General features: G+C 67.6%; 9 protein-coding genes. 4 read left to right on the top strand and 5 right to left on the bottom strand.

Going from position 1 to position 15195, the window contains the following annotated elements; all coding sequences use genetic code 11:
• Positions 1-4 precede the first annotated feature (4 nt).
• The 4 genes from ACYVKL_RS03015 to ACYVKL_RS03030 form a co-directional block, all read right to left on the bottom strand.
• Positions 5-691 (bottom strand): DUF4352 domain-containing protein, encoded by a 687-nt coding sequence (locus tag ACYVKL_RS03015; protein ID WP_379171373.1) that lies wholly within the window; start codon positions 689-691, stop codon positions 5-7.
• An 86-nt stretch (positions 692-777) separates the two neighbouring features.
• On the bottom strand, positions 778-1107 hold the full coding sequence (locus tag ACYVKL_RS03020) for a hypothetical protein (protein WP_379171370.1): 330 nt from the start codon (positions 1105-1107) through the stop codon (positions 778-780).
• Positions 1108-1144: 37 nt separating this feature from the next.
• Positions 1145-1519, bottom strand: coding sequence for a DUF732 domain-containing protein (locus ACYVKL_RS03025; RefSeq protein WP_379171368.1), 375 nt, complete (start codon positions 1517-1519; stop codon positions 1145-1147).
• A 102-nt stretch (positions 1520-1621) separates the two neighbouring features.
• Positions 1622-2464 (bottom strand): hypothetical protein, encoded by an 843-nt coding sequence (locus ACYVKL_RS03030; RefSeq protein ID WP_379171366.1) that lies wholly within the window; start codon positions 2462-2464, stop codon positions 1622-1624.
• A gap of 203 nt (positions 2465-2667) precedes the next feature.
• Here ACYVKL_RS03030 and ACYVKL_RS03035 point away from each other — a divergent pair, with 203 nt between their 5' ends.
• The 4 genes from ACYVKL_RS03035 to ACYVKL_RS03050 all read left to right on the top strand — a co-directional run bounded on the left by ACYVKL_RS03035 (position 2668) and on the right by ACYVKL_RS03050 (position 12520).
• Positions 2668-4746, top strand: coding sequence for an N-6 DNA methylase (locus ACYVKL_RS03035; protein WP_379171364.1), 2079 nt, complete (start codon positions 2668-2670; stop codon positions 4744-4746).
• A 96-nt stretch (positions 4747-4842) separates the two neighbouring features.
• Positions 4843-5562, top strand: coding sequence for a hypothetical protein (locus ACYVKL_RS03040; RefSeq protein WP_379171362.1), 720 nt, complete (start codon positions 4843-4845; stop codon positions 5560-5562).
• 30 nt (positions 5563-5592) lie between these two features.
• Positions 5593-7038 (top strand): serine/threonine protein kinase, encoded by a 1446-nt coding sequence (locus ACYVKL_RS03045; protein ID WP_379171360.1) that lies wholly within the window; start codon positions 5593-5595, stop codon positions 7036-7038.
• Between the two features lie 139 nt (positions 7039-7177).
• Positions 7178-12520: an AAA domain-containing protein gene (locus ACYVKL_RS03050; RefSeq protein WP_379171359.1), complete on the top strand. Its 5343-nt coding sequence runs from the start codon at positions 7178-7180 to the stop codon at positions 12518-12520.
• 4 nt (positions 12521-12524) lie between these two features.
• Here ACYVKL_RS03050 and ACYVKL_RS03055 read toward each other — a convergent pair whose 3' ends face one another.
• Positions 12525-15134 carry a DEAD/DEAH box helicase family protein gene (locus ACYVKL_RS03055; RefSeq protein WP_379171357.1) on the bottom strand — a complete coding sequence of 870 codons (2610 nt, stop codon included), beginning with the start codon at positions 15132-15134 and terminating at the stop codon, positions 12525-12527.
• Positions 15135-15195: the final 61 nt, after the last annotated feature.

Genomic DNA, 15195 nt, shown 5'->3' on the forward strand with positions numbered 1-15195 from the left:
GGCGCTACCGCAGTGACACTGTCGCGCCGCCCGAGAACATCGAGTCGTGCAACACGATGTGGTCAGGCACGGAGTCGGCCGGGAGGTCGAAGACGACCTGGGCGGTGATGGAGTTGCCGGGGTTGATGTTGGCGTAGAGGCTGGTGTCGGACTGGAGGTTCATGGCGGCCGCGGCGTCATTGGAGAACTTGCGGTTCTGGGGGTCGAAGACGTACTGGTTCGAGGGGGAGAAGCCGTAGGGGGATTTGCCGATGTTGCGGACGGTGAGGGAGACGATGGTGTAGGCGCCCTGGGCGGTTTTGCGGAGGTAGGGGTTGGTGCCCACGTCGGAGATGCCGGTCTGGATGTTGGTGACGATGAACTCGAACTTGCCGTCGCGTACGGGGGTGTTGAGGCCGGGGGCGGCGGGCTTTTCGGTGGTCGGGGCCGGTGCAGCGGTGGGCGGGGCGGGTGCGCCGGGTGCCGGGGCATCGCCGACCGGGGCGGGGGCCGAAGTGGGGTGGGACTGGGCGGATTTGGTGCTCTTGCCGCCGAGGACGCCGCCGATGCCGCAGAGGACGACGATGCCGGCCAGGATCAGCAGGATGATCTTGAGGGCGTTCGACTTCTTGGGCGGGACCGGCTGCATGGGGTACTGCGGCGGGTACGGGCCCTGAGGGTAGGGCGGGGGAGTGGGCTGCTGGTAAGTCATTGGTATTCCTGCGCTTTCGATGGGGTGGCGGGATGAATGGCCGAGCACACATCCCGCCGGGCGTGACGACGGTGTTCGGGGCTCGGTTACTCGAGCGTCCAGACGCAGCCTTCGACGTTGATGACGTCGCCGGCGTTAAGGCGCACGTAGGACGTGCCGGTGTAGGCCTCGACGTCGGTCGCCTCGGAGGACTTGGCTCCCTTGTAGGGCAACCACTCGATGAAGCAGACGCCGTAGTCCTTCTCGCGCGGGCCGGATGTGGTGTAGGTGCCGGGCTGGACGTCCTGGCCGACCACCTGCATGCCCTCGCGGAGCTTGGCGGCGGGGGCCGCCTGCGCGGTGCCGGCGAGCGAGACGCCGGTGGCGGCGAGCACGGCCAGGGCGATGCCGCCCGCGGTGAAGTTGGTGTTGCGCATGGTCTTTCGGTTCCTTCGTGAGTGAACGGGCAGGCGGTCAGAGCTTGTACTGCGGGCAGTACGCGCGGATGGCGGCGTCGAGGAAGAGATAGGGGTACTTCACGGCGCTGCGGGCCTTCTCGGCGAGCACGATGTGGTTATGGGCCGAGTTGCCGTAGGCATCGAGCCACTGGCACTGCGCGTGCGCGAGGCCGATGGCGCTGTCCTGGACCGAACAGCTGCTGTCTTCCTCGGACGAGGCGCGCAGGAACCGCACGTCGGCGGAGCTGCGCGGGGCGCAGCCGGGACTCGAGGAGCCGTTCGACGAGCCGCCGGCGGAACCGGTGCTGGGAGCGGCCAGTGCGGCGGGGGCGGCGGCGGTGAGGGCGATGGCGGTGGCGCCTGCGGCGAGCAGGGACGGGATGGTGCGCATGATTCCTTCGCGAAACGGGGTGGATAAGGGACCGCGACGCCCTGGATGGGCGTGCGGGGTCGCCGCGGCCGGGAAACCGGTCGCGGACGTCTGAGGGTGGGGTCAGCTGCGCCGCAGTCGCCGCATCAGGCGTTGCAGCATGGCGCGCAGCAGGTTTCGGGGCCGGGCCGGTGCGCTGGTCGGCTTACGCTGCGTCGCGGTCATGCTCGCGGTCAGCTCGGCCTGCCGTCGGGCTGCCTCGGCTCGCTTGATCGGCACGGTGCGTGCCGCCACCTCGGCCGGTGAAGGCATCACGTGCGAAATCGGCTTCGCGGCTGCAGGATTCGTGCTGGGTCGGGCCGGGACTGCGGGACACGCGTTCGAGCGACCATCGGCGGGTGACGCCACCGTGTTCGGATGGGGCACGGCGAGTGCGGGTGACGCGGTGCGGCGGCTCGGTCGCTCGGCATGCTGGAGCGGTTCCGCTGCTGCGATCTCGAGCGATGCCAGCGTGGTGCGGGCGGCGACCTCCCCAGGTGTCGGGATCGCGGCCGGGGCCGCTGCGATACTGCTCAGATCCCTTGGCGCCCGCATGAACTCGACTGCTGGAACGTAGTCCGTGAGCGGGTAGGCCCGGTGGCGGTGCGCGGTGGCGCCGCTCGTGACGGCGAGATAGTTCTCGTGCTCGGCGAGTGTCCAGCTGGTTAGGTGCCAGCCGTCGCAGGCGGCGCAGCGGTACGAGTTCTTTTCTCGCCGTGCCGGATTGGCGCGATCGAGCGTATTCAGCGTGTGGTCGGCCTCGCGCTGGGTGGCGTAGCGGATCTTGCCGCCGTCGACGCAGCGCGGTAGCGCCGCGTGGTCGCGCTGAGCATTGCGAGTCTTTTCGACCTGGGTGGATAGCGCACGACCGCGGGTGCGCATCGAACGGCGGTGCGCGCGGCTGCGGAGTTGGCGATGCCGAGTCATGTGTTCCTCCCCTGACGGCTTGGCGATGCCCTGACGGCTTAGCAGTGTGTCCCACCTGCCCGAAGTGGATGTATCCATCGGACTCGATGTCGTTGCGATGCTAAACACTAAGAAGGCGTGAAAACATTGTCAATCGGATTATGGAGATTGATTTTTGCTCACCGGTCGAGCAAGGTGGGAGGAACGTACACGAGAGGAGGGACATGTCGAAGAAGCTCGTAGCGACCGTCAATGCCGCTGAGATCTCCAGGCTGGCGGGCGTCACCCGGGCCACCGTCAGCAACTGGCGGCGGCGGCACGCCGACTTTCCCAAGTCCGTCGGCGGTAGCGAGGCCAGGCCGGAGTTCGACCTGGTCGAAGTGCAGCAATGGCTGGCCGAGCGTGGGACTGATACCGGCACCTCCGCGGTGCAGGAGCTGCGCACGCTGGTTCGCTCGCAGGCCACTCCGGACGCGGTCGCGCGATTGCTGGAGGAGCTGCGTCGGAACGATGGTGAGTGGGTCGTGCCGCCGAGCCGAGTGCCTGGTTTCGCCGACGAGGTGGTGCGGACATTGCAGCGGGTGGCGGCTGACGAAGGCGCCCGGGCGGCCATCGACATCCTGGCCGAGCGCGGGCTCGAGGACGCTGCCGCCACCGGTGTGTATGTCACCCCGCGCTGGGTGGCGGAATTGATGGCCGCGCTGGTGGATTCGCCGGAGTCCGGCCCTGTTCAATCGGTGCTGGATCCGGCGTGCGGTAGCGGCTCGCTCTTGCTGGCGTCGGCGCGAGCGGGCGCGGGCGCGCTCTACGGACAAGACGTCCTGAACGTACAGGTGCAGCGCGCCCGGCTACTGCTCGAGATCGAAGCCGAAACGGGCCCGAGATCCGTTGCCGGGCAGGAAATCCCTGTCAGTACGAAACACGGCATGGAACTGCACCTCCGGGCGGGCGACAGTCTCACCGCCGACGCGTTTCCCGACCTACGCGCCGATGCCGTCCTGTGCAACCCGCCCTACGGTCAACGCGACTGGGGTGCATCGGAATTGGCATTCGATCCACGGTGGGATTACGGCCTGCCGCCTCGGGCCGAGTCCGAACTCGCCTGGGTCCAGCACGCTCTCGCGCACCTGCGCTCGGCCGGCACCGCAGTTCTGCTGCTTCCGCCGGCGGTGGCGACCCGCGGATCCGGACGAAAGATTCGCGCCAACCTGGTGCGCACAGGCGCACTGCGTGCCGTGGTCGGCCTGGCCCCGGGCGCCGCGCAACCCTGGCACGTCGGGTTGCAGATCTGGGTGTTGCGTCGGCCGCAACCGGGTGCCCCGGTCGCCGACTCCGTCCTGTTCGTCGATACGACCGGGTTGGCCTCGAAAGCGACCAGGTCGGGCGTGAACACGGCCGGAGCGGCCGCGAACCCGGACGGCCAGGAGCAGATGATCGCCGACGCGGTTCGGCGTGCATGGCATGTCTTCGACGGGCCGAACCCCGATGATGCGACTGAATCGGGTGTGGCCGTGGCGGTTCGGCTGGTGGATGTACTGACCGAAGAGGTCGATCTCACGCCCGCCGAGTATGTGCGTTCGTCGCTGGATTCGGACACGGTGTCCGACGAGGTAGAGGAAGCGATTCGCCGGTTCGGCGCCGCGGAGACCGGCCTACGGGTGGCTTCTGACGATCTGGGCGGATGGGCTGCCTCCCCAGGGAAGTCGTGGCGTTTCGTGACCATTGCCGACCTTGCCAATCATGGTCAGCTGGAATGGATTCGATCCGAACAGCCGAGCGGGGAGCCCCCCGAATTCGAGAATGCCGTCCGGGTGCTGACCGCCCCTGATATCGCCAACGGCGGTCCGGCCTCGGGTACCGGGGCTTCCGCCGCGACCGCGCAGCTCATCCGTATCGAGGCGGGCGATGTGCTGATACCCGCCGCGCGCAGTGATCGCACCGGCGGACGCAGCGCCCGCGTTGCCGGTGCAGGAGACGTCGGTGCGATTCGGGGTCCGCACATCCACACCCTGCGTGTCGATCCGGACCGGCTCGACCCCTGGTTTCTGGCCGGGTTCCTGACCGGCGCCGAGAATGTCTCGGCGACACGGACATCCACCATTCGTTTCGATCCGTCCCGGCTGCGTGTCCCCGTGCTGGGTCTAGCCGAGCAGCAACGGTATGGCGAACTGTTCAGGCAGTTGTTCCATCTGCGTACCGCCGCTCGCCAGGCCACCGCCGCCGCCGAACATGTCGCCGAGTTGATCACGACCGGACTTACCGCGGGAGCGCTGGCCCCCGAGGACCGGGAGGACGGACGATGAGTGCCATCCTCGCCTCGTACCCCGCAGTAGGGGCTACGGCGCTGTTACCGTTGCTGCCGATCGGAAATCTGGTGTGGGCCGGGGAGGGTAGGGGGCATGGTGGGTGAGGTCGCCGGTCCGCGGGACCGCGCAGTAGCCGACGACGGCGGCGGGCTCGAGGCGCCGGGAATCGTCCAGCTCCCGGATCTTTTCGGCGAATACAACGACCGGTGCTCGGCCCGGCTCGACCTCGATAAATGGAAGCCTCCGGTCCTGGAACCGGATACCGCCTCGCACCCTCCGATTCCTTTCGAAGCACTCGTCGATGCGGGCGCGCTCGCTGTCCATGAAGCTCCGCCGACCGTCGAGTCCGCCGGCGGAGACACTCCTATGTTGTCCGCCAAGGATGTCCGGCTCGGCCGCGCGCCTTCCCGCTGGGGCAAAGCCGATGCACCGGGTGCGATGGCCGTCCGCGCCGGAGATGTCGCGGTGGTGATCAGCACAGAGCCGGCGGTCCGGGTCTGCACGTCTGATGGTGCGCTGTTGGGGCCGGGCATCAGGCTGGTGCGCGCCAATTCCGGTATCGATCCGCACTTTCTGGCCGGGATCCTGCGGGCCGCGCTCGAAGCGGCCGACGGGGATCACATCGATATCTATGAAGTCGCTGTGCCTCGCATCGATCGGTCCGAGCAACGCCGCTACGGCATGGCATTCGAGCAGTTGACCGAGCTGGAGACCGCATTTCAACAACAGCGGGCAAATATCGGACAATTGGTGCGAATCGGATTCGGCGGGCTGGCGAGGGGCACACTTCGTCCTGTCGCGGATGGCCAATAGCGTGTTGGTTTCTCAGGACTCACGGAGGTAATGGCGGTGCAGCGGCAGGTCCTCGGCGGCCGTTACGAGCTGAGGGATCAGATCGGCACGGGTGGCATGGGGCGGGTGTACGAGGCCTACGACCGCAACCTGCGCCGCCGGGTAGCCGTGAAGTTCACCCATCCGAGCCTGGACGATGACCCGGGTTGGGACGATCGGTTCGTTCGCGAGGCCGAGCTGATGGCCCAGTTCAACCACCCGGGGCTGACGGTGATCCATGACGTGGGCAGAGGATCGTTCACCCCGAGCGAGCCCGAACGCCCCTATCTCGTCATGGAATACATCGAGGGCACGACCTTCGACAAACTGCTCGAGCGGCGCGGGGCACACTCGGTCGGCGTCGTCGCCAACCTCGGCGCGCAGGCGGCGGCGGCCCTCGCCGCGGCGCATCGGCACCGCATCTATCATCGCGACCTCAAACCGGCGAATCTCATGTTGTGCGCGAACGGCACGGTCAAGGTGCTCGACTTCGGGCTGGCCGTCGCGCCGGAATCGGGTCGCACTCGCTACACCAGCCACGGCCAAACTCTCGGCACGCCGGCGTATATGGCTCCCGAGCAGGTTCAGGAGAAGCCGGTAGCGCCGCAGACCGACCTCTACTCGCTCGGGTTGGTGCTCTACGAGTTGCTCACCGGCGATCGGGTGATGACGGGCAAATCGACATTCAACCTGTGGCAGCAGCAGATCGACCACACTCCTCCGGACATCCGGCAGGAGCGGCGTGGCGTTCCGGTCGAGATGGCACGGCTCGTCATGAGCATGCTGGCGAAGTCCCCCGAAGCGCGTCCCGACGACGCCGCCACGGTGAACGCGGTGCTGTTGCGGTACGCGAGTGATCTCGGTGAGCTACCCGAAGTCGATGACAATCACAGTCCTGCTCGCATGTATGCCCTGGCAGTCGGATCGATGGCCTCCGCGCGAACCGCCACCACAATGGTTGCCCCCTCGAACGATCGGACCGAGTTCGTCGAGCGACCGGCCGATCCTGTCCCGGTCCCCGATTTCAGCCGCGGAGACCTCCAGCGAGCTGTGCACCGTGCCCGCGAGCTCGCCGACGACTCGCGCTACGCCCCGGCCATCCACGAGCTACGCACCGTCGTCGAAGCCGCTGTCCCACTATTGGGTTCGCGTGACGCCGATGTCGTCGAGGCACGGGTGAAGCTGGCCGATCTGCGGTTCGAGAACGCCGACTACGCCGCCGCGGCGGATCTGTATCGCGGACTGATCGACGATCTCACGGCCGAACGCGGGCCGTACGACGACCAGGTCATGTACTGCCAGCGTCAGCTGGCCACCTGCCATGTCTACCTGGGCGACACCCGAAATGCCCTGACCCGGCTCAAGCGATTGCATTCGCAGATGGCGCTCCGCTACGGGGAACAGGACCGGCGGGTGGTGGATCTCGCCGGTCAGATCAACCACATAAAGCCCTCGTAGACCCATGAATCCGCCAATCTCGGGCGGAATGGATTGCTCGAGTAGCGGATGCGTATCAACCTTCGATAGCCCTCCGCGATGACCGGAACAAACGATGGAGGAGAGGGTGCCGACAATGGGTGGCGATCGGATGCCGGTCATGAACGATCTCGCTGATCGCGGCGCGCGCTTGTTCGAGTTCCTGGCGAAGGCACAGACGTTGCGCGCGTCCCGAATCCAGGACATCGCCACCTATCAACGGGACGGTGAAGTCCTGTGGGTCGCCGACCTGCCCGAGCACCCGGCTGTCACCTACCAGGAGGCGGAACCGGGCAAGCCGTTCCTCATGGTCCAGAAGGTGACCATCGGGTCCGCGCCGGAGCCGGAGATCGAACTGCGCCGCTGGCTCGAAACAGGCTGGGACAAGCCCGAAACGGAACCGGTTCTGCGCACGACTCGGCCGGGGCAGAGTGGGGAGACCCTCCGGCTCGACGACCATCCCGAGATTCGAACCGCCTTCGCGGAATGGCTGCCGGTCTGGCGGGAATGGGCCGACCAGGCGCGCCCCAAACTGCCCGTGCGGCGTCTCTACCAGACGATGTACGAGATGTACACGCGCTACGACGGCGCGGCCGAGACCCTCGAAGCCGTTCTCGCTCTGGGCTTTCTGGCCTGGCGGCACGGCGACGTCGGCACCGTGCGCCGACATGTGCTGACCATGCCGGTGGTGCTGGGCTTCGACTCCGACTACGGCGCGATCTCGGTATCCATCGACCCGGGCGTCACCGGGTACACCGCTGAATTGCAGGACATCCTCGACCCATCCCAGATGTCGGCGGCCGGTGACCTGCAGCGCGCCGAGAACGAGGCGCGCGACGGTCACATCGACCCCTTCGACCGGGAGAACGTGGGCGCCCTGGTGCGCATGTTCATCAACTGCATCAACCCGGATGCGGTGTACACCGACGACATTCGGCCCGCTGCTCCGGCGGCACACCCCACGGCGAGTTACGCGCCGGCCGTGATCCTGCGCAAGCGTGGCAATCGCGGCATGGTGACCGCGTTGCGGACTATCGCACAGACCATTCGCGCCACCGGCGAACTGCCCACGGGCATCCACAATCTGGTCGATCCGGACTTCGAGCCGGTGCCGGCGCCGACCGCGGATGACGGCGCGATCGTTCGTGACGGTGCGGACCTGTTTCTGCCCCTGCAGCTCAACGATGTTCAGCTGCGGATCCTCGAGCACGTGGACAACCACGCCCACACCCTCGTGCAAGGGCCGCCGGGTACCGGCAAGACGCACACCGCCGCCGCCCTCATCGCGCATCTGCTCGCGCAGGGTAAGCGGGTCCTGATCACGGCCCACACCGATCGCGCCTTGCACGAGGTGCGGGCCAAGCTGCCCGAGGAGATCAAGCCACTCAGTGTCGCGGTGGTCGGTGACTCGCGGCAGGAGCTCGAGGATCTCAAGGCCTCGGTCAATCAGATCTCCCACGCCGCCGCCGAGCATGATCCGGCCGCTGGCCGAGCCTCGGTCGCTGCCACCGACCGGGCGATTGCCGAGCTGCGCGAGCGGCGGGCGTCGATCCAACAGGAGCTGCTGAGCCTGCGAGAGCGCGACGTCACCACACACTCAGTCGGGGGCTACACCGGGACGATTGCCGATATCGCACTGCACTGGCGCGCGCAGCGGCCGCAGTTCGGCTGGATCACCGAGCTGGTGCATCCCCAGGCGGATCCGGAAAGCCCGGTCGCCGGCGCTCTGGTAGCCGAGTGGCGAAACCTCTTGCTGGACAACCAACTCGCCGATCCGGAAGTGGCGGCGCCCGAACTCGTCGCGGCCACCGCCTTGCCGCCCGCGGAACGGTTCGGCCAGTGGTGCACGGCCGAACAGCAGGCGGCGGATCATCGCCGTCGGTACGCGCAGTTTGACGGCGATGCCGCGGCGGCGCGCATCACGCAGCTCTCCCTCGCCGAACGGCAGGAGGCGCATGCACTGCTCGGTGAGATCAGCGACCGGGTTCGGCACCTGCGGCACCGGCCGGAACCATGGGCGGCCGCGGCCCTCGCGGATGTCCACGGCGGCCGCGTCTTCGAATGGCATTCGCGTGCCGTGGCCGTCGCCGATCTGCTCGGGCACACCGATTCCGTGATCTCCTCGCTCGGCTACACGACCGTCCAGGTGACGGTCGACGACCCGGCGTCGCTGCTGGACCTGGCCGAGAACCTGAAGTCGCACATCGAGACCCACGGCGAGCTGAAAGTGCAACCCGACGGGCGCCCCAGGACCGGATTCACCACGGCGCGGATGGTCAAGCTCGCCGACCCGCTGTTCGATCACGTGCGGATCGACGGTCGCATTCCCACCACGGTCGAGCAGCTCACTCGTTTCCTGGACTCACAGCGTGGTGAGCGCTTCGCCGATCAGCTCGATATGGCTTGGCCCGCACCGGTTTCGGGACCGGGACTGCTGCGCGATCGGGTCGCACGGCACCGGGCCGCGCACACGCTGCTGACGCAGTTGCTCGATTACGCGGGCCGACTCGACTACGTCGCGATGCGCCTGAACGAACTGGGTCTGCCCGTACCGAACTGGGGTGACCAGATCGGAATGCAAAGCGCACGTGAGGCATTCGATGCCGTCGAGGCGCGTGAGGCGCTCGACCGGACGACCGTGCCGCTCGCCGAGCTGGCCCGGCGGCTGGGCGAGCTGCGGGACGATCCGCGTGCCACGGACAATCTGCACCGCCTCGCTGATGCCACGCAGGAACGCGACGTGGCCGCCTACCAGGCTGCACATGCCCAACTGGCCGAGTTGAATCGACTGCGCCGCAGTCTCGCCCGGCGACACGAGATCGACGCCGACCTGCTCGTCCTGCCGGAACTGCGCACCGCGATCGCCGCCGATCCCGCCGATCCGGAATGGGACGAGCGGCTCGATCGGCTCGAGGAAGCCTGGCGCTGGGCCGTGGTCGGGCAATGGCTGGCCACCAACAACCTCGGCGGAGTCAACGAACTGTGCCGCGGCCTCGATGACGTCGAAGCCGAACTGCGTGGCCAGGCCGCGGCCCGGGCGGCAACCACGGCATGGGATCTGGCGGTCGGGCGGCTCACCAACCGCGCCCGCGCGGATCTGCAGCACTACGCCCAGCTGGTGAAGAGCCTGGGCCGAGGCACCGGCCAGTACGCGGACCGCAAACGTGCCGAGATCCAGCAGGCGCTGGGGAACTGCCGTTCGTCGGTGCCGGTGTGGATCATGCCGATCTATCGTGTGGTCGAGCAGTTCTCCGTCACCGCGGACATGTTCGACGTCGTCGTGGTCGACGAGGCCTCGCAGGCCGGCGTCGAAGCGGTGTTCCTGCAGTACCTGGCGCCGCGCATCGTGGTGATCGGCGACGACAAGCAGGTGTCGCCGTCGGCGGTCGGTGTCGACGAATCCGAACTCGAGCGGCTGGCCGGACAATATCTCTACGACGACCGGTACTTGTCGTCGTGGCGGAATCCCAAGCGCAGCCTGTTCGACGACGCGATCATGCGGTATCCGAAGCGGCTCACGCTGGTCGAGCATCGTCGCTGCGTGCCCGAGATCATCGAGTTCTCGAACAAGATCGCCTACGAGCCGCAGGGTGTGCGGCTGGTGCCCGTGCGCCGCTACGGCAGCGACCGGCTCGACCCCGTGCGGACTGTGTACGTGCCGGACGGCCATGAGGTGTCCAGGGGCGTCAACCCGGCCGAGGCCGACCTGATCGTCGAGCGGATCGAGCAGTGCCTCGCCGATTCCCGCTACGACGGCAAGTCGTTCGGTGTCATCTCGCTGCTCGGTTCCGCGCAGGCCAAGCAGATCGCGCAGAAGCTGGTGACGCGCATCGGACCCGAGGAGATGCAGCGCCGGGACCTGCACTGCGGCGACGCGGCCGACTTCCAGGGCGCGGAACGCGACGTGATCTTCCTGTCGCTGGTCGCCGCGCCGGGCCCGGATCGGCGGCTGCCCGCGCAGACCCAGGACGGCGCCGTGCAGCGGTACAACGTCGCGGTATCCCGAGCCCGCGATCAGCTGTGGCTGTTCCACTCGATGACGCTGGACCATCTGTCCAACAGCGCCGACATGAGATTGCAGCTGCTCGAGTACTGCCTCGGAGTCGAGAAGTCCGCCGGTGTCGATGCCGAACCGCCACAACGGTTTCCCGACGACTATCCGGTCGAGCCCTTCGAATCGCTCTTCGAACAGCAGGTGTACAACGCTATCGTCGACCGCGGCTACCAGGTCGACCCGCACCACACCGAAACCGGCTACGACATCGATGTGGTGGTGTCCGGCGGCGGCGGGCAGCTGGCCGTGCAGTGCGACAGCGACCGCTGGCACGGCCCCGATCGGTATCGGGACGACCTCGCCCGGCAGCGGGACCTGGAGCGCTGTGGCTGGCCGTTCCATCGAATCCGGCTGGCGGACTTCATCGTCGATGCGGACGCCTGTCTGGACGAACTGGTCGCGTTGCTCGAACGCCACGGGATCCACCCGATCGCCGAGGAAGAGCAGCGCCGCCTGGCCAAGCTGCTCGCCGACTCCGGACCGGTAACGGTCGACCCAGCGGATCGCGAATTGCGGGAACGTGTTTCGCAGGTTGTCTGGGAACCGTCGGCGACAGCGGACGACATCGCCGACTCACACCTCAGCGTGTACACAGGCGATTCCGAACAGGCCGCACCCTCCGATGACCCGGAAGCGGTGTCCTTCGACCGTGAGACATCGGTCGAGGATGGTGCTGTCGAGGAACCATCGGACGTGCCGGACGAGGTTCCGGACACCCCGTCGTCGGGTGCTGCTTCCGAATCGCCGAATGGCTATGCGCACCGTGCCATGGACGATGATGCCGGGCAGACGGTCGACGCCACGGACGACTCCGATGGAGACCGCGGGTTCACGGCCGAATCGAACGGGCACGCATCGGTGGCCGGCACACCGGCGGAAACCACCCTGCGGCGAGTGATCGAGTCATATACAGCGTTCACCGATCAGCTGGAGAGCCCGACGAGCGCTGATCACGCCACCATCGTCGGCGACTTCGTCCGGATCGTGGAGATCGAGGGCCCGGTGACTGCCGCCCGGCTGCGGGCCGCTTACGTGACCGCGGCGCGGACCAGGGAACGCGATCAGGTCCGGAAGAAACTGGATATCGCGCTGCGTGCCGCGGTCGCCACCGGAAAACTGCTGGTGGACAACGCCCTCGACATCGACGATCCGGCGTTGTTGACCTACCGTCTGCCCGGTCAGCCCGCGACCCGTTGGCGTGGGCTGGGTCCGCGCACGGTCGAGCAGATGCCACCGCTCGAGCTGGCGGAGCTGATGGCCTACCAATCCGAGCAGCTCGGCAACGCCGACCGCGCGACCCTGTTCCGTGCGGTTCTCAACACGGTCGGGCAAACCCGGCTGACCGACAACGCGATCGCGGCGCTCGCGATGGTGGTGCCGCTCTCGCGCAGCATCGCCACTGGAAACTGAACTGCTACAGCAGGTCCGCCAGTTCGCAGCCGCGCATCACGGCGGCGAAGCGCAGCATTTCGGTGCGGCTCGGCCCGACCTCGCTCGCGGCCCGATTGACGTCGAGGAACGAGTCGATCGGGTCCGCGGGCGACGCCGCCCAGTCGACGATGGCGCGCATGGTCCGCCGCCAGGTGTCGATATCGCCGTCCCAGGGGCGTGACAGGTAGAACAGGGTGTCGGACTGCCACTCGACGAATTCATCGAAATTCATCAGCGGGGAGTCCGTGGCCGTGTCCGACCACAGGCTGGACACATCCGACATACCCAGCATTTCTTCCACCTGCCGGCGATAGGTGGTTGCGGCGCTGGGGCTTTCGAACCGTGCGGGCGGTACCGGCTCACCGTAGTAGCGGCGCCCGCGGTCGGGCCGCGGCGATTCGCCGCCGTGATCACCGGGTTCGGCTGGATTTTCGTCGACGGGATTCGCGGGATCGGGCACTGGGTCACCGCCCCCCACTTCGATCGTGGGAGCTGCCAGTTCCGCAGGCACGACCGGGGAGGGGTTTGGTGGAGTCTGATCGAGCTCCGCGGGAGTGGAATCGGCAGGACCGGTGTCAGCTGCGACTGTGGCGGGCAGCGAGTTCGGCTCCTGCGACGACACCGGTGCGGTGGTCTCGGTCTCCTGGCGTGGGGGAACGGAAACCGGAGCTCGAAGATCCGCGAGGGTGGGCGAGGGGGATGCCGGAGGCAAGCCCGCCGGTGCGCCCGGGGCGAGATCTCGTTTCGGCGTCCGCGCCACCACCTCGAGCGGAGTGGGTACGTCGGAGGGGACGTCACCGGCCGTCCGCGATTCGTCCGGAATCGGAGCATCGAGTGTCGCCGGCGACGGTTCGGTGGGTGCGCGCAACTCGGCCGGGGCTGGTGTCGTGCCCGGACGGGATTCTTGTGGCGGCGTGCGGAATTCAGGGGTAACAGGCGGTTCGGGCGCGGTCGGTTGGGTATTCGCTTCGCTCAGCCAGGAACGCAGGACGCCGGGCAGCCCCGCGGCGTCGGTGGTGGCACGTTGCTCGGCGATGGATTCCAGGTCCTCCAGAAATGCCTCGTGAGCGCCCAGCGCGGGGTCCTCGGGGGTGCCGTATACGTACGCCACCACGAAAAGCGCCGCGCTGCCATTGGACTTGGGCCGGACCACGCGGCCCATGCGCTGGATCATCTGCCGGCGGGTACGGCTGGCGGCCAGCACCATACCGAGCTGGGCGTCGGGAATGTCGATGCCCTCGTCGAGGACCCGGGGTGCGGACAGGGCGCGCAGGTCGCCGCGCTGGAAATCGCCGATGATCTGCTCACGCTCGGCCGGACGCAGCGCCGAACCGACACATCCGCAGGACAGGCCCAACTGATCCAGGGTGGACTGGATCTGACCGGCGGTGGAGGTCCGTTCGGCGAAGAAGATCGACTGGGTGGCGCGGAGTTCCGGGATCGGCAAGGTGCGAATCAGGTCGAGTTTGCCCTGGCAGTCGGCCAGCAATTCTCGGCGTTCGGCGAAGTACTTGAGGAATCGTTGTGCCTGCCGGGCCGCATCACCGGTCTCCTGCTTCGCCAATCGCTGTGCGAAGGACATGAATTCACCGAACGAGTCCTCCGGCGCGCCGTAACCGTCGACCAGCACCGACTTCGCTTTGCGGGCGGCTTCGTCGGCGCGGTCGTACTTGGCGCGTTCGCGCGCGGTGAAGTGCACACCGGTCAGCGCGAGCCGCACCGGTGCGAGGATGCCGTCCGCCCGGGCGCGGTTGTAGTCGCAGCCGGGTATCAGGCCACCGAAGTAGGGCAGCAGGATCTCCTCGACCGCATTGTCGTTGCGCTCCAGCGTGGCGGTGAGACCCAGCCGCCATTCGTATTCGCCGGCCAGCGCTTTCGCGTAACTGCCCGCGCCGTAGCGATGAACCTCGTCGGCGACCAGCAGGGTGCCGGGCAGAACGGACAACGGTGTTCCCGAAACGGTTTGCACCGTCGCCACCAGGATGTCCCAGTGGGCAGGCGGGCGAGCTTGGCCCTTGCCGCCGACACGGTCGATCCGGCTTCCCGGCATCGCCGCGCTCAGCCGCTCCCACCATTGCGTCTGCAGATCGATACCGGGGACCAGGATGACGGCCTGCCGCCCATCGTCGATCGCCTCGACGACCGCCCGGGTCCCGACCGCGGTCTTGCCCGAGCCGGTGACAGCTTCGACAATGCCTCGGCGGTCACGGGCCGTCCACGCGGCCAATGCCTCGGACTGCCAGGCACGCAACGGCGGACCCTCGTAGCTCGTGGCCGGAGTCGGCACGCTCGGGGAGTCTTCGGGTTGCGGCTGCGGCGCCTGCGGTCGGGCCCACGTCTCCACCAGCGCCTCGGCCGCTTCCCGCACTGCCCAGATGGCGGGGTTCTCGGTCCCGAGAATCTCGAACACCCGCGGTTCGCTGTACAGCAGTGAGGTCACGACGTTCGGGGTGGCCTCGGGCAGGTCGAGCCGGGCACTGATCAGCTGTGCGGACTGGAACGGGGTGTGCAGCAGCGCGACCGCGATCCGGCGAATCAGGGCTGCCCGTGGCGTGTTCTCGTCAGCATGCCGCAACGCGACTCCCGCGACCATGTTCACCCTTTTCCACCGGCGGACAACTCCACGAATCCTAACGTTCGCCGGACCGACCGAT

Source organism: Nocardia tengchongensis, from assembly GCF_054781395.1.